Origin of the sequence: Nonomuraea turkmeniaca, from assembly GCF_005889735.1 — a bacterium.
GTDB lineage: Bacteria > Actinomycetota > Actinomycetes > Streptosporangiales > Streptosporangiaceae > Nonomuraea > Nonomuraea turkmeniaca.
This window is the reverse complement of the sequence record NZ_VCKY01000031.1, coordinates 1-17,962: the sequence shown is the minus strand read 5'-3', so window position 1 is coordinate 17,962 and position 17,962 is coordinate 1. Positions and strand designations below refer to the sequence as shown.

At 70.2% G+C, this 17,962-nt stretch carries 17 protein-coding genes and 1 pseudogene; 14 read left to right on the top strand and 4 right to left on the bottom strand.

Annotation, left to right across the window (positions count from 1 at the left end):
• Positions 1-43 precede the first annotated feature (43 nt).
• Positions 44-826, bottom strand: coding sequence for an alpha/beta fold hydrolase (locus ETD86_RS12025; protein ID WP_138666218.1), 783 nt, complete (start codon positions 824-826; stop codon positions 44-46).
• Complete coding sequence (locus ETD86_RS12020; RefSeq protein WP_138666217.1) at positions 823-1,341, bottom strand: PadR family transcriptional regulator; 519 nt, start codon at positions 1,339-1,341, stop codon at positions 823-825. Before ETD86_RS12020 ends, ETD86_RS12025 begins: the two co-directional genes overlap by 4 nt.
• Before the next feature lie 306 nt (positions 1,342-1,647).
• On the opposite strand from ETD86_RS12020, the gene ETD86_RS12015 reads away from it, so the two are divergent.
• The 12 genes and pseudogenes from ETD86_RS12015 to ETD86_RS11965 all read left to right on the top strand — a co-directional run bounded on the left by ETD86_RS12015 (position 1,648) and on the right by ETD86_RS11965 (position 15,142).
• Complete coding sequence (locus ETD86_RS12015) at positions 1,648-2,688, top strand: LacI family DNA-binding transcriptional regulator (RefSeq protein WP_138666216.1); 1,041 nt, start codon at positions 1,648-1,650, stop codon at positions 2,686-2,688.
• Between the two features lie 231 nt (positions 2,689-2,919).
• A complete protein-coding gene (locus ETD86_RS12010) occupies positions 2,920-3,771 on the top strand; it encodes a carbohydrate ABC transporter permease (RefSeq protein WP_170223032.1) in 852 nt (283 codons plus the stop codon).
• Entirely contained in the window at positions 3,768-4,676 is a 909-nt protein-coding gene (locus tag ETD86_RS12005) for a carbohydrate ABC transporter permease (RefSeq protein WP_138666214.1), read from the top strand. The genes ETD86_RS12010 and ETD86_RS12005 overlap by 4 nt, the downstream gene beginning before the upstream one ends.
• A complete protein-coding gene (locus ETD86_RS12000) occupies positions 4,673-5,332 on the top strand; it encodes a hypothetical protein (protein ID WP_138666213.1) in 660 nt (219 codons plus the stop codon). The genes ETD86_RS12005 and ETD86_RS12000 overlap by 4 nt, the downstream gene beginning before the upstream one ends.
• 13 nt (positions 5,333-5,345) lie before the next feature.
• Positions 5,346-6,710 (top strand): ABC transporter substrate-binding protein, encoded by a 1,365-nt coding sequence (locus tag ETD86_RS11995; protein ID WP_170223030.1) that lies wholly within the window; start codon positions 5,346-5,348, stop codon positions 6,708-6,710.
• Positions 6,707-8,071, top strand: a complete 1,365-nt coding sequence (locus ETD86_RS11990; protein ID WP_170223029.1) for a sulfatase-like hydrolase/transferase — start codon at positions 6,707-6,709, stop codon at positions 8,069-8,071. The genes ETD86_RS11995 and ETD86_RS11990 overlap by 4 nt, the downstream gene beginning before the upstream one ends.
• Before the next feature lie 38 nt (positions 8,072-8,109).
• Positions 8,110-9,588 (top strand): sulfatase family protein, encoded by a 1,479-nt coding sequence (locus ETD86_RS11985; protein ID WP_170223028.1) that lies wholly within the window; start codon positions 8,110-8,112, stop codon positions 9,586-9,588.
• 596 nt (positions 9,589-10,184) lie between these two features.
• A complete protein-coding gene (locus ETD86_RS11980; RefSeq protein ID WP_138666210.1) occupies positions 10,185-10,697 on the top strand; it encodes an inorganic diphosphatase in 513 nt (170 codons plus the stop codon).
• A 331-nt stretch (positions 10,698-11,028) separates the two neighbouring features.
• Positions 11,029-11,292, top strand: a pseudogene (locus ETD86_RS58075) (Dabb family protein); the annotation flags it as partial.
• Positions 11,293-11,523: 231 nt separating this feature from the next.
• Entirely contained in the window at positions 11,524-11,988 is a 465-nt protein-coding gene (locus ETD86_RS58070; protein WP_246147871.1) for a (2Fe-2S)-binding protein, read from the top strand.
• On the top strand, positions 11,985-12,968 hold the full coding sequence (locus tag ETD86_RS11970; protein WP_138666208.1) for an FAD binding domain-containing protein: 984 nt from the start codon (positions 11,985-11,987) through the stop codon (positions 12,966-12,968). Before ETD86_RS58070 ends, ETD86_RS11970 begins: the two co-directional genes overlap by 4 nt.
• Positions 12,965-15,142, top strand: coding sequence for a xanthine dehydrogenase family protein molybdopterin-binding subunit (locus ETD86_RS11965; protein WP_170223027.1), 2,178 nt, complete (start codon positions 12,965-12,967; stop codon positions 15,140-15,142). The genes ETD86_RS11970 and ETD86_RS11965 overlap by 4 nt, the downstream gene beginning before the upstream one ends.
• Before the next feature lie 52 nt (positions 15,143-15,194).
• On the opposite strand, the gene ETD86_RS11960 is transcribed toward ETD86_RS11965, so the two are convergent.
• Complete coding sequence (locus ETD86_RS11960) at positions 15,195-15,896, bottom strand: TetR/AcrR family transcriptional regulator (RefSeq protein ID WP_138666207.1); 702 nt, start codon at positions 15,894-15,896, stop codon at positions 15,195-15,197.
• 84 nt (positions 15,897-15,980) lie between these two features.
• Positions 15,981-16,175 (bottom strand): hypothetical protein, encoded by a 195-nt coding sequence (locus tag ETD86_RS56870; RefSeq protein WP_211369989.1) that lies wholly within the window; start codon positions 16,173-16,175, stop codon positions 15,981-15,983.
• 7 nt (positions 16,176-16,182) lie between these two features.
• Here ETD86_RS56870 and ETD86_RS11955 point away from each other — a divergent pair, with 7 nt between their 5' ends.
• Together ETD86_RS11955 and ETD86_RS11950 are read left to right on the top strand one after the other, a co-directional pair.
• On the top strand, positions 16,183-17,151 hold the full coding sequence (locus tag ETD86_RS11955; protein ID WP_211369988.1) for a PQQ-dependent sugar dehydrogenase: 969 nt from the start codon (positions 16,183-16,185) through the stop codon (positions 17,149-17,151).
• Between the two features lie 30 nt (positions 17,152-17,181).
• Positions 17,182-17,934, top strand: a complete 753-nt coding sequence (locus tag ETD86_RS11950) for an SDR family oxidoreductase (RefSeq protein WP_138666205.1) — start codon at positions 17,182-17,184, stop codon at positions 17,932-17,934.
• Positions 17,935-17,962 lie beyond the last annotated feature (28 nt).

Sequence of the window (17,962 nt, the reverse complement as noted above, 5' to 3'; positions counted from 1 at the left end):
CGGCTCGTGAATATCCGTACCGAACCCGACGCGGTTGCGTTGCTCAGTGTCGGGGCACTGGGAGGAGACGCGGGTCTGTGGTCCCGTTCAGCCAGGAGCGCAGGACCTCGTTGAACAGGCTGGTGTCTTCGACATTCCAGATGTGGTGCACTCCCGGCGCGAGCCTCACCTGTGCTTGCGGTGCGGCCTGGGCGAGTGTCATCAGGGAGCGGCGCACCGCTGCGTCCTCCTTCTCGCCCGCGATCGCCAGCAGAGGGCCGGAGTAATCGCCCACGCCCGCAGGCACGCCGCCCGCGTAGACGTCCGCGAACATCGCGGACGCGGTTTCGCGGCGTACAGAGAGGCCGTGCGTGACGTACCGCTCGCGAGAGTCCGGCGGAAGCCCCATCGCTGCGGCTAGAGCCCGCCAGTACCACGGCGCCCGCCAGAACGCCAGCTGCAGCCGGGCGATCAGGCGTACTCCGGCGCCGGGCTGCTCGAGCGGCGCTCCAGTGAGGAACGCCGAGCGCACCCGATCAGGGTGCCGTGCCAACACGCGCACCGCCGCTACGGCACCCAGGGAGAGCCCGACGAGATCGAAGGGACCGTCGACGCCATGGTCGGTTACTCGTGCCACCACGTCGTCGGCCACCGCGTCCAGACCCGGCCAGTACTCGCGGACCCGCTCTCCGAAACCCGGCAGATCCGGCGTGAGCACCAGCCGGTCGGTCAGCGCGGCCACCTGTAGCTCCCACATCCAGTTCGCGACGTTGCCTCCGTGCAACATCACCACCGGGCTGCCCGCCGCGTCCGTCTCTGGACGGTGCACCTCAGGAAAGCCACTCATACGACCTCCTCCTCGACCGTGTCGAGCCAGGCGAGCTCGGTGCGTAGGTGCGCGATGCCGTTGTCCAGCGTGGCAAGCCGCAGCCGGGCACCACGATCTGACGCTTCGGCCTCGGCCCGCATCCGCTCAAAGCGCGCCAGTTGCGCCAGGACCGCCTCGCGACGTCGCGTGAAGAGCGACCGGAGGCCGTCATCGTCAAGGTCGGCGCCGAAGAACACCCGCGCGAGGAACGGGTCGCGTTCAACGTGACGCTCCGGCTCGCTCGCGAGCCACGCGGCCAGAGCCGCCCGTCCGGCGGCGGTGATGTGATGCTCTTGACGGTCCGGCGCCCCTGCCCCGGCCACCGTCTCGACCTCCGCACACCCCTCAGCGACGAGTTGGGCGAGGGTGCGATAGATGTGCGCCTTGTCTGCCGTCCAGAAGTGCCCCACGGTCGAGTCGAAGTGCCGCTTGAGGTCATATCCGGTCATGGGCGCGATAGCGAGCAATCCCAAGATGATGCGTGAGAGAACCACGCCACTAGTAGATATGTCACCTAGTAGACTTGTCAACTATGGTCGTCTCCCGGTGCGAACTCAATCGGGCACCCCAAGGCTTCGGGATGGCTTCCGCCGTAGTGCTTGGAGCCCCTCTCGCGCGATCGACGGACACTTTCGGTCGATGTGGCGTGTCCGGGCCGGCAGGGCGCGGGGCGCTCGCCGATCGGCAGGTCCGCCGGTATCGGGCTATCCTGAGGCCGCTCGAGCACACGATGATCATGGAGGTGTCGTCCGCCCAGGCGGCGACGCCGGCGCGGTGCGGGCTGGCGCGGGAGGTGAGACATGCACGAGGACGGCCGGCAGGGCGACCGGCCCGGAGCGCGGCGGGTGCGGATGATCGACGTGGCCAACTCGCTCGGCCTGTCGCGGGCCACCGTTTCGTTGGTGATGCGCAACAGTCCGCTGGTGTCGGCGGCGACGCGGCGCGCGGTTCTGGCCGAGGCCGAGCGGCTGGGATACATCTACAACCAGGCCGCCGCCAACCTGCGGACCCAGCGCAACGATCTGGTGGGGCTGGTGATGCCGGACGTGATGAACCCGTTCGTCGGAGAGGTGTCGCTGGGCGTGCAGGAGGTGCTCGGCGAGGTCGGCTACTTCGTCATGATCGCCAATACGGTCGACCGGACGGACCTCCAGGGGCAAATCCTGCGTTCCCTGGTCGAGCATCGGGCGGCCGGCGTGGTCTCGATCCCGGCGCTGACCTCGACCGCGGACGACTTCGCCGGCATCGGCCGCAGCGGTCTGCCGACGGTGCTGCTGCTGCGGCATCTCGACGGAGTGGATCTCCCGTTCGTCGGCACCGACGAGGCGGCCATCGGCCGGCTCGGCGCCGCGCACCTGCTGGGCGTCCACGCTTGCCGCCGGGTGGCCTACTTCGGCGGTGATCCGCTGGCCTCGCCGCGGGTCGGCCGGATGGAGAGTTTTCGGCGGGCGGTCACCGAGGCCGGGGCCGGGTGGGACGTGGTCTGGTCGGAGCCGTTCGAGGCCACCGCGGACGCCGCCTACCGGCGCGCCACTGAGTTGCTCATGGCCGGGCCACCGCCCGACGGGGTCCTGTGCCACAGCGACAACGTGGCCTACGGCCTGGTCAAGGCGTTGCGCCAGGGCGCGCCCGGGGAAAGGCCCTGCGCGGTGCTCGGCATCGACGACCTGCACCAGTCGGCGATGTGGAACCCGTCGATCAGTAGCATCGCCACGAATCCGGTCGAGCTGGGCCGGGTCTGCGGCCGGGTGCTCCTGGCCGAGATGGGGATGGCGATCCAGGGCCGCGATACCCCTCCAGCACCCGAGATTCACGCGCGCGCATCCTGCGGCTGTCACTGACCTCCCTAATTACCGAGTTGACCTATGGGTTTTTATGGGTATGGTTGACCCGCTGTTTAGATCGATCTAAGTTGTCCCGAACCGAGTCGGCCAGGCCGGACCAGCCGCGAGCCCCGGTCGGCGGACTCGACCACGGAAGGGGCACGGATGTCCGCAGTTGTCCGATCTCCACGACAGTTCAAGCCACCTCGTGCGCAATGGCATCGGCGCGAGGACGGTGTCGGCCGCCTGATGCTGCTGCCGAGCCTGCTGCCGTATCTCGCCTTCGCGCTGCTGCCGATCGGCTGGCTCTTCTGGTTCAGCTTCCAGCGCTGGAACGGGTTCTCGCCGCCGCAGTTCACCGGCACGGCCAACTACCAGCGGATGATCGGCGACGAGCAGTGGTGGCTGGCGGTGCTGAACACGCTGAAGTTCGGGGCGGGCCGGCTGCTCATCGAGATTCCGCTGGCCCTGGTGCTGGCGTACGTGTTCTTCCGCGGGGTGCGCGGCGGCACCGTGTACCGGACGATTCTGTTCCTGCCGCACGTGCTGTCGCCGGCGATCGTCGGCATCATCTTCGTCTTCCTGCTGCGGGAGACCGGCGGGCCGATCAACCAGTTGCTCACCGGGTCGGGCCTGCTGGAGGCGCCGGTCCGGTTCCTGGGCGAGGCCGGCAGCGCGCTCGGCAGCCTCATCGGCGTCGGCGTGTGGGCCCACCTCGGCATCAACCTGCTGCTCTTCTTCGCCGGCATGATGACGATCCCGAACGAGCTGCTGGAGAGCGCGTCGTTGGAAGGCGCGGGCCACTGGTCGACGCTGCGGCACATCGTGCTGCCGCTGCTGGCCCCGGTGACGCGCGTGGTGGTCCTGATTTCGATCATCGGGACGCTGCGCAGTTTCGACCTGGTCAAGACCCTCACCGACGGCGGCCCGGCCGGAAGCACCGAGGTCATGTTCACCTACCTCTACCGGTTCTTCTTCGAGCCGGAATCCGTGCCCCAGATCGGGTACGCCGCCGCGCTCGGCGTCACCGCGAGCGTGGTCGTCGGCATCATCTCCGTGGCCTACCTGCGGATCAACCGGAGTGGGAGGACCCCGGCGTGAGCACCCCCGTCATCACCGAAAAGCCCAGCAGGACGGCCGCCCCGGACGTGCCGGCCCGCCGCGGACGCCGCGTCCGCCCCCGCACCGTGCTGGTGCACGTGGTGCTGGCCGCGGCAGCGCTGATCATGCTCTCGCCGCTGGTCTTCGGCCTGTTCGCCTCGGTGTCGCCGTTGGAGCAGATCCTCAGCAGGGACGGCGGGATCCTGCCCCAGGTCTGGGAGTGGGGCACCTACCTGCAGGCCTGGACCACGGCCAGCTTCTCCCGCTACTTCGTCAACAGCCTCGTCGTCACGGCCCTCGTCGTGCTGCTGGACACGCTCGCCTCCAGCATGACCGGATACGTGCTGGCGCGCAGGCGGCTGCGCGGCCAGCGTTTCCTGGAGGGCCTGTACGTCGGCACGCTGTTCGTCGGCCTGACCACCGCGACGCTCTACCCCCAGTACGTGATCGCCCAGGCCCTGGGCCTGGACAACCTGCTCGGCATCGCACTGGTCCAGCTCGCCGGGATCATGCTGGTGCACATCTTCCTCATCAAGGCGTTCGTGCTCGGCCTCGGCACCGAGATGGAGGATGCCGCCCGCGTCGACGGTTGCGGGTTGTTCGGCACCTACTGGCGGATCGCCTTCCCGATGATGCGGCCCATCCTCGCCACCACCGTGATCCTCGGCTTCCAGGCCTCCTGGAACAACTACCAGGTGCCGCTGGTGTTCTCCCTGGCCGCACCCGACCTGCGCACCCTCGTCGTGGGGGTGAGCGCGCTGCAGTACGACGCCGCCGAGGGCATGACGCCGTACAACACCGTGCTGGCAGGGGCGAACATGGCGCTGCTGCCGATCGTGGTGATCTTCATCGTGCTGCAGCGTCACTTCGTGCGCGGCTGGACGGACGGGTCGGTGAAGGGATGACCCTGTTCGCCGCGGACGGCGCCCTGCTGCGCGGCTGGTCCCGCTGGTGGTTCTGGGCTTGGACCAGTTGCTGCTGGTTGCTGCTGAGCCTGCCCCTGATCACCGCCCCGGCCGCCTGCCAGTGGCTGATCGTCCAGCAACGCCGCCTCGCCGCCGGCGAGGCCGCCCTCGGACCTGGCGAGACGCTGCGGTTCCTGCTCTCCCGGCTGCCGGCCGCCCTGCGGCTGGCCGGTTGTCACCTCGCCGTCGCGGGCCTGGTGCTCGTCGGCCTGCTCGGCCCCTCGCCCGGCGGCGCGTACGGCTGGCTGGTGCTCACCACCAGTGTGGTGGCCGGAGCGACCTGGCTGCTGGTCGCTCCCTGGTCGGCGGTGATGCTCGAACGGACGGGCGGACGTGCCGTCGCGGCGCTCCGTATCGCCTACCTGCTGGCGCTGTCGCGGATCGAGCTGGCGCTGACCTCGACGGCGACGGTGGTGGCCGCCACCGTCGCGGTGCCCTTCCTCGCGACGAAGGTGCCCTACCTGGGCCCGCTGCTGCTGGTCGCGCTGCCGGCGGCCACGGCAACGATCGTGACCACGCTGTGCGACCGGGCCGCCAAGGCTCGCGACCCCCATGCCACTGGCCGGATCGTTTCCGGCTCGGTTCCCGCTGCTTGAGAAAGGCCCTCCGATGACTGATCCCGTCCTGACCCGTCGCGGTTTCCTCGGCACGCTCGCCGCCGGCGCCGCGGTCTCCCTCGCCGGTTGCGGCAGCGGACCCTCCAGCGAATCCAGCGACCCGGGTGAGCTGACCACGATCGTGATCTGGGACCGGGCCGGCGCGCACGCCAAGGCCCGGCAGGAGTTCTTCCGCGTCTGGAACGAGCGAGAGGGCAAGTCCCGCGGCATCGCGGTGCGGTACGAGCCGCAGGCGACGGACAAGTACGAGGAGATCGTCCGGCTCGGCTTCCAGACCAAGCGGGCGCCCGATCTGTTCCACAGCCCTTCGGCGCAACTGGGCGCGTTCGTCGCGGCCGGGTGGGTCCGTCCGCTGCCGGATCTGGTCGGCAAGGCCGTGCTGGACAAGGCCGCGCCGTACCACCAGAAGAACTCCGAACTGGTGTGGGGCGGGGTGCCGTACGCGGTGCCGACCACCGCGTTCACCAACCGGATGGTGATCAACGTAGACCTGTTCGAGAAGGCCGGTCTGGATCCCGGCGCGCCGCCGGCGACCTTCTCCGAGGTACGGCGCGCCGCCGCCGCGATCACCAAGGCCGGTGGCGGTGACGCGTTCGGCATGTTGATCCCGATCAAGGCGACCGGGTTCCGGCAGTGGAGCGTCGACATCCCGCTCATGGCGGGGGACGCGGCGCTGGCGCAATTCGGGTTGTTCAACGCGGCCACGCAGACCTACGAGTCGGCCAAGTACGCGCCGCTGCTGGAGCTCTACCGAGCCATGATCACCGACAAGACGGCCTACCCCGGCGCCGCGACCCTCGCCGCCGACGTCGCGATCAACGCCTTCGGCAAGGGCGAGGCCGGCATGTACATCACCAGCAGCGCGATCGTCTCCTCGCTGGCCGACCTGAGCAGCAAGGTCAAGGCGATCGCGGCCCCGCTGCCGGTGCCCGACGGACAGAAGCTGGTGCGCTCGCCCATGAACGCCGGCTACCCGTACGCGATCTCCTCGACCTCGCAGAACCCCGAGAAGGCCGCGGCCGTATTCGAGGTGATGGTCGGCGACGCGGTACAGCAGGCGCTGGCGGCCAAGGCGGCACCGCCGTTGAACGGCGCCGTCTGGGACTCGGCGGTGATCAAGGACAACGCGCTCCTGCAGCAGTTCAGGCCGGGCGAGCTGGACCGGCAGTGGCCGAAGACGCCGGGCGGCCTGCTCCAGGTGGACGGCGAAAGCGTCGACCAGACCGTGGAGAAGCTGCTGCTCGACCCGTCGGCGGCGCTCGAACCGGCGCTCTCCGGGCTGCAGCAGCGCATGCAGGCCGCCTACGACGCCGCCGTGCAGCGCGGCGACGTCGACCCGCAGGAGTTCCGGGCGTGACAGCGCCGAACGTGGTCGTCCTGCTGGCCGACCAGTGGCGGGGACAGGACCAGGGCTGGCTCGACGACACCAGGGGCCGAGCCTCCCAGGTTCGCACTCCGAACCTGGACCGGCTGGCGGACGGTGGCGCCGCCGTCGCCGGGGGACGCGCCACCTCGCCCGTCTGCGGGCCGAGCCGGGCGAGCCTGCTCACCGGCAGGCTGCCCCACCAGAACGGCGTGGTCGCCAACGACCTGCCGCTCGCCCCACACGTGGACACGCTGGCCACGGCGTTGTCCGGCGCCGGCTACCGGACCGGGTGGATCGGCAAATGGCACCTGGCCGGGCTGCCCAGGGACAAATGGGTGCCGCCGGCCGCACGGCCGGGAATCGGGCGCTACGTCGGCGTCGACTGCTCCCACGATCACATCGATGGGCATTACTACGCCGGCGACGGATCCAGGGTCGACTTCACCGGCTACGAGCCGGAGGTGCAGACCGACCTCGCGGTGGAGTTCCTGGAAGAGCGGAACGGCCCGTTCTTCCTCACGGTCTCCTACAACCCGCCGCACGACCCGTACGACTCGGTGCCGGAGCGCCTGCGGACCGGGTATCCAGCCGGCGTGCTGAGGCCGCCGCCGAACACGCCCGACACCTCCGGGCAGCGTGAGGTGCAGCGGCTCTACTACAGCGCGATCACCGCCGTGGACGCGCAGATCGGCCGCATCGTGGGGGCGCTGGACCGGCTCGGGCTCCGCCAGAACACGATCATCGTGGTCACCTCCGACCACGGCGACCTGCTCGGGGCGCACGGCCTGCGGGCCAAGCAGAGCCCGTACGCCGAGGCCGTCCGGGTGCCGATGGTGATCAACGGTCCCGGTGTGCCCGCGTCCCGGCCCACCGGCCTGCTCGGCCTGGTCGATCTGGCGCCGACCCTGCTCGGACTGCTCGGGTTGCCCCCGATCGGGGCCTACGGCCGTGACCTGAGCGATGAGCTCCGGTCGGGTGCACCGCTGCGTCCAGAACTGCTCATCGGCAACTGGGTCAGCTTCGACAACGGGTATGACCAGGGGATCGGTGAATGGCGAGGTTTGATCACCACGGAGCTGACCTACGCGCGTACTGCCGACGGCCGTCCGTGGCTGCTGTTCGACGACCTCACCGATCCCTGGCAACTGGACAACCTGGCCACGGATCCGGCCTCGGCCGGTCGGGTCACCGAGGCCGACGCCCGGCTTGCCGCGCTGCTGGCGCAGGCCGGAGACACCTTCGCGCCGGCCGATCGGCTGCTGACCGACCTGGGTCTGGTCGAGGACTGGAACGCCCGCGAAAGGGCCCTGCGCGGCGATCGGGCCAGGCTGCTGCCGCCCCCGACGCGATGACCGCCGGCCCGCCGATCGCCTCGACAGGAGACCCCTTCATGCCCACTCGCCCGAACGTGCTGTTCGTGATGACCGACCAGCAGAGATTCGACACGATCGCGGCGCTCGGCAACGCCAGAGTCGCGACGCCCAACCTCGACCGGCTGGCCGCCCGCGGCACCGTCTTCGACAACGCGTACTCCACCACCCCGGTGTGCGTCCCGGCTCGCTACACCTTGCGCAGCGGATGCGAGCCGACCCGTACCGGGGTGTACGACAACAGCGTCCCGACCGGTGGGCACGCCGACATCCGGCAGCGCTGCGGCCCGTACCTCGCCGAGGCGATGCGGCAGCGCGGGTACCGCACCTGGGGGGTGGGCAAATTCCATACCACGCCGTGGGACGCGCCGCTCGGCTACGACGTGCAGCGGCACAGCGAGGAGTTCTACGGCACCCCCGAGCAGCGGGCCGGGGACGCGTACGCGTCCTGGATCGCACGCGAGCACCCCGAGTACGACTGGATCGAGGCCCTGATGGGCGAGCGGACCGACATGTACTACATGCCGCAGCTCAGTCCGCTGCCGGCGGACTGCACCGTCGAGTCCTGGGCCACCCGCGAGGCGATCGGGCTCTTGGCCGCCGGCGACGGCCGTCCGTGGTTCGGCGTCGTGTCCTACATCGGCCCCCACCCTCCGTTCGCCCCGCCGCTGCCGTACAACCGGATGTACGACCCGGACCAGATGCCCGATCCGGTGTGCGGCGACCGCGCCATCGACCATCTCGACCAGCACATCCCGTGGATGAACCACCTCGTCTACGCCGAGGACGTCGACCCGCACCGGGCCCGGACGCTCAAGGCCCGCTACTACGGCGAGATCAGCTACATCGACGCCTGCATCGGCGACCTGCTCGACGCCGTGGAACGAAGACCGGACGCCGGCAACACCGTGATCTGTTTCTTCGCCGACCACGGCGACCTGCTCGGCGACCACCACGGCTGGCAGAAGGAGAGCTTCTTCGAGGCCTCCGCCCGGGTGCCGTTCCTGATCTCCTGGCCGGACCGGATCGCGGCCGGTGACCGCCGGTCCGAGCTGGTCTGCCTGACCGACCTGTTCGGCCTGGCCACCTCCGCCGCGGGGGAGCCGGAGCTGCGGCAGGGCAGCGACCTGCTCGGCCTGCTGACCGGGACAGCCCCGCCCCGCGAGACGCTGTTCGGCTACCACGGGCGACCCGGCACCCGGCGGTTCAAGGCCATGGTCCGGCAGGGCGGCTTGAAGCTGATCTGGCTGGCCAACGGCGGGCACCGGCTGCTGTTCGACCTCACGTCCGATCCGGACGAGCTCGTTCCGGTACAGCAGGCGCGTCCGCACGACGCCGATCGGCTGACCGCGCTGCTGGCCGAGCGGCTACGCGTCGAGGGCGTGACCGAGTGCCTCGATGGTGTCGGGCTGCGCACCTTTCCGTACGAGACCTGGCCGCTGACCCGCATCCATCAGTTCGACCTGTCGCGCGGGGTGACCGGCTTCGGCGCAGGATGAGCCGCCCGTCGGCGGACGCCGGCACACCGGGCCGACACGTCGCGATCGAGGAATGGCGGGTCGACCTCGATCCCTCACCGGGACATCATCGGCAACCGCAGGGTGAACCTCACGGAAGTGCGACGAGCATTCGCTCCCTCGCCGCCCGCAGGTGGGCGGTCATCGCGTCTGCCGCGGCCGGGCCGTCGCCCGCCACGACCGCCCGCACGATTACACCCCTCAACGGGACCGCCTGCCAGGCGGTATGACCCATCGCGCGGTACACCATGCAGCGAGCGCTCACCCGGCGGCCGAACATCCATGCAGAGTCTGACCGGCCGCCGTGTGCGGCATATCATGGAAGAACTCGGTGGTGGAGCCCGCCGAGGCCGCTTCCACCAGTGGCGGCTCCGCCGCACCGGCCAATGGGTCCTCTCCTCGTGATGAGAGGAATGCCCTGTGTGCGCGATGTTCCAGCCGAGCGGGCAACGTCTTGATCGTCCCTATCGGCTGGCATGCGGAATCGCCGCCTGGGCGGCATACCGCCCAGGCACCTGGCCGCGTCGCGTGCCCTGCCGAGGGGGTGGCCGGCCGGAGCTGCGGCACGGGAGGTTGTGATGCGCTTCGACGTGATCGTGGAGACACCGCGGGGATCGCGCAACAAGTACGAGATGGACCAGGGCAAACGGCGGATCAAGCTCGACCGGCTGCTGTTCACCGCCACCGCCTATCCCTACGACTACGGGTTCGTGCCTGGGACACTGGCCGAGGACGACGATCCGCTGGATGCGCTGGTGCTGGGCGAGGTGCCGACCTTTCCCGGATGCGTGATCAGGGTGCGTCCGGTGGCGGTGTTCTGGATGCATGACGAGCACGGACCCGACGCGAAGATTCTCTGCGTGCCTGCCAACGATAGCCGCTACGCCCACATCCAGGATCTGCTGGACGTGGATGTCCACGTACTCGGCGAGATCAGTCACTTCTTCCACGTCTACATGGACCTCGAGCCGGGCAAAAGCACCGACACCCGTGGCTGGGAAGCCTGCGCCCAGGCAGAGGACGTGATCGAGCGCGCCGCCCGCCAGGCCGAATCCGCCTCGTCAAAAGTCACGCCCGGATGCCGCGGATAAGGCCGGCAGACTCCCACCGCGGCAAACCCCAGCTCACAGCCGAACCGGGTGTTCGAGCGGGACATGGTCGCGATTCCCGCTGTGAGTCATCGCTAACACATCTCCGTTAGCGCCTGTTGACTTGTAATGGCTGTTAACGGAATACTGCTACCAGCGCTAGCGCGAAAGCAGAGAACACGAGGCGGTGGCGTTGGCCCCTGCTCGCCCGAGAAGGCACATGAACCCGGCTGATCGACACCACAGGCCGAGACGCCAGGACCGCTGACGACACACACGACCGGCCTGGGCTTTCGCATGTCGCCAGACCAGTCCGTACGGAGAAGGGAGCGAGATGATCTATCACGGCAGCCGGTTCACCTTCAAACCGGACATAACACCGCGACAGCGGACGGAGGCTCTCGAAGGCCTCAGCGACCAGGGCAGGGTCATCCCGTCGGTCAGATCCTTCGTCGTCGGTCGTGACCACAGCGGCGAGTACGAGTGGGGCGCCATCTTCGTGATCGAAGATCTGGACGGCTACCGCGAATTCATGACGCATCCCGCGCGCCGCCGTGCCGAGCAGATCGCACTGCCGCTGATCGAGAACATCGTCTCGTTCGACCTGACCGACGACCCGGATCCGGAGGCGGGCGTGAAGATGGCCGAATGGCGGCAACACGATCCCTTGCCTGAGAGGCCCGTGCACACCCGCCGAACGGTGCTCAAGGCCATCGCGGTGACCGCGGCGGGAACGGCCGCGGCCGGGACGGGCATCGCCGCCGCTCCCGCTGCCGCGGCCGCCCAGACCGCCGCCGCTCAGGCGTACGCCGTCGCCCCCGGGGCGTCGGTGGAGGTCGCCTTGACGGTCAATGGGCAGCTGCGCAAGGTCGTCCTGGAGCCGAGGGTGACGTTGCTGGACGCGTTGCGCGAGCGGCTCGGCCTGACCGGCACCAAGAAGGGTTGTGACCGGGGTGAGTGCGGGGCGTGCACGGTGCTGGCCGACGGCGAGCGGGTCAAGTCGTGCCTGACGCTGGCGGTGATGCGGCAGGGGGCCGAGATCACCACGGTGGAGGGGCTGGCGCGGGGCGATGAGCTGCACCCGGTGCAGGAGGCGTTCATCCGGCACGACGCGTTCCAGTGCGGGGCGTGCACTCCCGGTCAGATCATGTCCGCCGTGGCCTGTATCGACGAGGGGCATGCGGGTTCTGAGGCGGAGATCCGCGAGTGGATGAGCGGGAACCTGTGCCGGTGCGCGGCGTACCAGAACATCGTCGCCGCCGTCGCCGACGCCGCGAAGGAGGTACGGCGGTGAGGGCCTTCGGTTACACGGTCGCGGGCAGCCCGGCCGAGGCGGTGCGGATCGCCGCGAGCACCCCCGAGTCGACCTTCGTGGCGGGCGGCACTGACCTGCTGAACCTGATGCGGGACGGCGCGGAGGCCCATGACCACCTGGTCGACGTCAACCGCCTCGGCATCGACGGTGTCGCCGTCGACTCCAGGCGGTTGCGCGTCGGAGGGTCGGCCAGAATGCGCCAGGTCGCCGAGCACCCCAGGGTGCGGCGGGAGTTCCCCGTGCTGTCGGAGGCGCTGCTGGCCTCGGCCTCCCCTCAGGTACGGAACATGGCCTCGATCGGTGGGAACCTGTTGCAGCGCACGAGGTGCGGATATTTCCGGGACGCGGCCTCGGCGTGCAACAAGCGGGTCCCGGGCAGCGGTTGCCCGGCGATCACGGGGCACAACCGGGGACACGCGATCCTGGGCGGCGGCGACCACTGCATCGCCACGCACCCTTCGGACCTGGCGGTGGCGCTGATCGCGCTGGACGCGACCGTCCACCTGCTCGGGCCGGGTGGCGAGCGGGCCGTCCCGATCGCCGACTTCTATCTCCTCCCCGGGTCCACGCCGGACCGGGAGACCGTGATGCGCCCGGGCGAGCTGATCACCTGGGTGGACGTGCCGCGCACGGCCCTCGCCGGGCGGTCGCGCTACCTGAAGCTGCGCGACCGGGCCACGTTCGAGTTCGCGGTGGTGTCGGTGGCGGCGGCGCTACGGACGAGCGGGCGCGTGGTGCAGGACGTACGGCTGGCGTTCGGCGGCGTGGGCACCCGTCCGTGGCGGGACACCCAGGTGGAGGCGGCGCTGCGCGGGCGGCCGCTCACTGGGCAGGCGATCGCCGAGGCGGGCCGGCTCCTGGTCAGGGACGCCGAGCCGTACGAAGGGAACAGGTTCAAGGTCGAGCTCGTCCAGCGGGCGCTGGTGAGCATCCTCAGCGATCTGGGAGGGCTTCGATGAGCGGGCTGGTGGGGCAGGGCGTGGCGCGGGTGGACGGCCGGGCGAAGGTCACCGGTGCGGCCCGCTACGCCGCGGACAACGAGGTGGCCGGTGTGCTGCACGGCTTCCTGGTGATGAGCACGATCGCCCGCGGCGAGGTCGTGGAGATCGACACGGGGGCGGCGCTGGCGCATCCCGGCGTCGTCGCGGTCTACACCCACGCCGACATGCCGAGGCTGAAACTGCCGGATTTTCCGTTCAACAGGCGTTTCATCCCCATGCAGGACACGCGGGTGCACCACCACGGACAGCCGGTCGCGTACGTCCTGGCCCAGACCCTGGAGCAGGCGCAGGAGGCCGCGAACCTGGTGAAGGTGCGCTACCGGGCGGAGCATCCGGTCGCGCGGATGGCGGACGTGCTCGACGAGGCGTTCCTGCCGGAGAAATTCCGCAACAGGCCCAACGAGGCCGCCCGCGGCGACGCCGCCGCCGCGCTCGAACAGGCCGAGGTGCGCATCGACCAGACCTACAGCAGCCCGATGCAGCACCACAACCCGATCGAGCCGCACACCACCACCGCCGTCTGGGAGGACGGCACGCTGATCCTGTACGAGAGCACCCAGGGCGTGGTCTTCGCCCGTAACGCCGTGGCGTTCGCGTTCGGCAAAGGCCGGGAGAGCGTCAGGGTCATCTCGCCCTACCTGGGCGGTGGTTTCGGCGCCAAGGGCCCCACCTATCCGCACACGCTGCTCACCGCGGCGGCCGCGCAGCTCGCCGGCCGGCCGGTGAAGCTGGTGCTGTCGCGCGCGCAGATGTACACCTCCAACGGTCACCGCGCCGAGTACCGCCACCACCTCCGGCTCGGCGCCACCCGGCAGGGCATGCTGACCGCCATCGTCGACACCTCGACGGCACAGGTGACCCGCGTCGAGGAGAACATCTACAACGGCAGCGACTCCACGCTCCGCCTGTACGCCTGCCCGAACGTCCACGTGCGGCAGCTGGGCGTGCGGCTGGACCTGCCGACGTCGAGCTACATGCGCTCACCGGAGACGACCGCGCACTTCGGCCTCGAGACCGCCATGGACGAGCTGAGCTACGAGCTCGGCATCGACCCGGTGGAACTCCGGATCCGCAACCACACCGAGGTCGACCAGCAGAGCGAGACCGGCCAGGCCTACGCCGGCAAGCAACTGCTGGAGTGCTACCGGGCCGCGGCCGAGGCGTTCGGCTGGGCCCGGCGCAGCCCCAGGCCGGGCGTCACCAGGGACGGCGACGAGTACGTCGGGTGGGGCATGGCCACCGAGACCCACACCTACGGCGTCATCCCGTCCCAGGTCCACCTCGCGATCGGCCCCGACGGGCGGGCCACCCTGCGGGCAGCCACCCAGGAGATCGGCACTGGCACCTACACCGTGCTCACCCAGGTCGTCGCCGAGGGGCTCGGCATGCCGCTCGGCCACGTCACGACGCTGCTCGGCGACACGGCGTACCCCGAGGCGTCCCTGTCGGCGGGGTCGTCCACGATGCCCAGCGTGGCCGGCCCGGCGGCCGACGCGGCGCGGCGCGCGCGGGACGCCGTGATCGCGCTCGCCGTCGCCGACCCGCGCTCCCCGCTGCTCGGCGTGCCCGCCGAGGAGGTCGTGACCGAGAACGGCCACCTGTTCGCCCGGGGCGACCGCGATCGCAGGGACACCTACCGCAACGTCGTGACCCGCCACGGCAGCGCCGTCGAGGTGACCGGACGCCAGGACAACACGGCCGGGCACTCGTTCGGCGCGGTGTTCCTGGAGGTACGCATCCAGCCGAGGCTGGGCAGGTTGCGCGTGACCCGTGTGGTGACCGCGCACGACCTGGGACGGGTGCTCAACCGCCGGACCGCGCGCGGGCAGGTCATCGGCGGCGTGACGTGGGGGATCGGCTTCGCGCTGATGGAGCACACGATGGTGGACCCGAACACGGCGCGGGTCGTCAACCCGAACCTGTCCACCTACCTGGTTCCGGTCTGCGCGGACACGCCGTCGGTCGAGGCGTTGTTCGTGGATCGGTCGGAGCCGGACGGCAAGCTGCTCGGAGTCCGCGGATTCGGCGAGACGCCGGGGACGGGCGTGCCCGCGGCCATCGGCAACGCCATCTACCACGCCATCGGCCGCCGCCTCAGGGACGTCCCCTTCACCCCGGACAAGCTGCTCTGACCCCTGCGAGCCGGTGGATGGGTGCCTCGGGGACGCCCATCCACCGGCGACCTCAGCGGGCCGGGGTGTGGTCCGCGACGCGGTCGAGGAGTTCGTTCAGCAAGGCCCGCTCTCCCGGGCTGTACAGGTCCGCCACCTCGCCGAGCACGGCCTTCAGGGCCACGGCGCGCTGGGCCGCGCTCGGGGCGCCGGCCGGGGCCGCCGTGGTGATCGACGCGATCATGGCCTCGCGCAGACGGTCGGGGAGGGTCGGATCGCGCTCCTCGGGAGGCGTCCCGATGAGGTTGAGCGTGAGTCCGACGCCCGCGGCGTGCACCATGCTGACGGCGGCCTCGACTCCGACGGCGAGCAGGCCCGCGACGGCGATGCGCTCGACCAGCATGCGCAGCCGCGCCAGCGCCTGCACGGCGGCCCGGGTCCGGGACCCGGGAGTGGGCTGGCCGTACATGAGCAGGTAGTGGGCCGGGTTCTCCAGGCCGAAGCCGATGTGCGTGTCCCATCCGCGGCGCAGGTCGTCCACGGGGTCGTCGGAGAGCGCCTGGCTGTGCTTCTGGACGAGGTAGCGCGCGAATCCGTCGGCCGCGACCGCCTCGAGCAGCCCGTTCATGTCGTTGAACAGGCGGTAGATCGTGGGGGCCTGCACGCCGGCCGCGCCGCTGACGGTGCGCGTCGTCACTCCTTCGCGACCCTTGTCCCGAAGCAGCCTGGTCGTGGCGTCGATGATGCGCCGCCGGACCTCTTCCCGGTCACTCATGAATCGATGATAACAGGAAACTGATAGCAATAGGTTGCTTTATCAAAGATAGCGCGTTATCGTTAGCATCGATATCGATACCAGTCAGGAGGTGGCCATGAACCGATCGCCGACCACGAGATCCGTACCGATGCTCCTGCTCGCGGGGGCCGTGAGCGTCAGCCTCGCGGCGTGCACGACGAGCGTCGCCGGGTCCGGCGCCGCCGCGACCCGGCCGAGCTCACCGGCGACGGCGTCGCCGAGCGTCAGTAGTCCGTCATCGGCACTGGGTGAGCGCACGGAGTTGGTGACCGGACTGCGGGCGCCCTGGGGGCTGGCGTTCCTCCCGGACGGCTCCGCGTTGGTGTCCATGCGGCTGTCCGGCGAGATCGTCCGCATCCCGCCGACCGGTGGCACGCCCGAACCCGTCGGCACGGTGCCGGGCGTCGTGACCAGCGCCGAGGGCGGGCTGCTCGGCCTCGCCACCTCGCCGCGGTTCGAGTCCGACCGCACCCTCTTCGCCTACGTGTCCGGCTCGCCCACCAATCGGGTGGTCGCCCTGCGCATCGCCCCCGACCACCGCTCGCTCACCCAGACCCGGGTTCTGATCGACGGCATCCGGACGGCGGATCGGCACCACGGCGGCCGGCTGCGCATAGGCCCGGACGGCAACCTGTGGATCGGAACCGGCGACGCCTTCCTGCCCGAGAACGCCGCCGACGGCACCTCGCTGAACGGCAAGATCCTCCGGATCCGCCCCGACGGCACGATCCCAGCCGGCAACCCGTCCGGCACCGCCATCTACTCCAGCGGACACCGCAACGTCCAGGGCATCACGTTCGGCCCCGACGGCACGATGTACGCCTCCGAGCTCGGCCATCGCACCTGGGACGAGGTCAACGTCCTCACCTCCGGCAGGGACTACGGCTGGCCCGAGACCGAGGGCGTCGCCGGCGACACCGGGCAGCCGCCCCTCTTCACCCTCCACCCCGACGACGCCTCCCCGTCCGGAGTCGCCTACGCCGGCGGCTCCCTCTGGATGGGCGCCCTCGGCGGCCAGCGCCTCTGGCAACTGCCCGTCGAGGGCCCGCGCGCGACCGGCGAGCCGATCGCGCACCTCGTCGGCGAGTACGGCCGCATCCGCACGGTCGAGGTGGCGCCGGACGGCGCCCTGTGGATCGTCACGTCCAACACCGACCAGGCCACCTGGGGCGGAACCGACCCCCGTTCCGGCGACGACCGCATCATCCGCATCGAGCTGCCCGGACAGAACTGACTGCAGCACCCAAGAGGGGAACGACCCACCATGAAGATCTCCGCAAACACCGTGCTGGTGGCCGGCGGCACCTCCGGCATCGGGCGAGGCCTGGCCATCCGGCTTCACGAAGCAGGCAACCACGTGATCGTCGCCGGACGGCGCCGCGAGCTGCTCGACGAGCTCGTCGCGGCACACCCCGGGATGGACGCCGAGACGTTCGACATCACCGACGGCGCCTCGGTCCGCCGGCTGTTCGAGACGGTGACCGCGAAGCATCCGGACCTGAACGTGCTGGTCGCGATGGCCGGCGTCATGGGCGCCGAGAAGGTGCTCCACCCGGACTCGCTGGAGGTGGCCGAGCACACTGTCGCCACCAACCTGCTGGGCCCGATCCGCCTCATCCACGCCTTCGCGCCGTTCCTGAAGACCCGGCCGGAGGCGGCCATCCTGACCGTGACCTCGGGGCTGGCGTACGTGCCGCTGCCGACGTCGCCGACGTACAGCGCGACGAAGGCGGCCGTCCACTCCTATACCGAGAGCCTGCGTGAGCAACTCCGCGACACCTCGGTGCAGGTCATCGAGATCGTGCCGCCGCTCACCCGTACGACGCTGATGGCGGGCAACACCGACAACGATCGCGCGATGCCACTCGACGACTTCCTCTCCGAGGTCATGACCCTGCTCGCCTCGGAGCCGGACGCGCAGCAGATCCTCGTCGAACGCGTCAAGCGCCAACGCTTCGCGGTGGCGAACGGCGTGTACGACAAGGTCCTCGCCATGCAAAGCGGCCGCACCGCCTGACCCGCCGATGCCCGCCACCTCCCCACCC

Excerpts from the sequence above, each read along its gene's own strand:
- ETD86_RS12025 (WP_138666218.1), bottom strand. The coding sequence starts at position 826 with ATGAGTGGCTTTCCTGAGGTGCACCGTCCAGAGACGGACGCGGCGGGC.
- ETD86_RS12015 (WP_138666216.1), top strand. The coding sequence starts at position 1,648 with ATGCACGAGGACGGCCGGCAGGGCGACCGGCCCGGAGCGCGGCGGGTG.
- ETD86_RS12010 (WP_170223032.1), top strand. The coding sequence starts at position 2,920 with ATGCTGCTGCCGAGCCTGCTGCCGTATCTCGCCTTCGCGCTGCTGCCG.
- ETD86_RS12000 (WP_138666213.1), top strand. The coding sequence starts at position 4,673 with ATGACCCTGTTCGCCGCGGACGGCGCCCTGCTGCGCGGCTGGTCCCGC.
- ETD86_RS11995 (WP_170223030.1), top strand. The coding sequence starts at position 5,346 with ATGACTGATCCCGTCCTGACCCGTCGCGGTTTCCTCGGCACGCTCGCC.
- ETD86_RS11985 (WP_170223028.1), top strand. The coding sequence starts at position 8,110 with ATGCCCACTCGCCCGAACGTGCTGTTCGTGATGACCGACCAGCAGAGA.
- ETD86_RS11980 (WP_138666210.1), top strand. The coding sequence starts at position 10,185 with ATGCGCTTCGACGTGATCGTGGAGACACCGCGGGGATCGCGCAACAAG.
- ETD86_RS11965 (WP_170223027.1), top strand. The coding sequence starts at position 12,965 with ATGAGCGGGCTGGTGGGGCAGGGCGTGGCGCGGGTGGACGGCCGGGCG.
- ETD86_RS11960 (WP_138666207.1), bottom strand. The coding sequence starts at position 15,896 with ATGAGTGACCGGGAAGAGGTCCGGCGGCGCATCATCGACGCCACGACC.
- ETD86_RS11950 (WP_138666205.1), top strand. The coding sequence starts at position 17,182 with ATGAAGATCTCCGCAAACACCGTGCTGGTGGCCGGCGGCACCTCCGGC.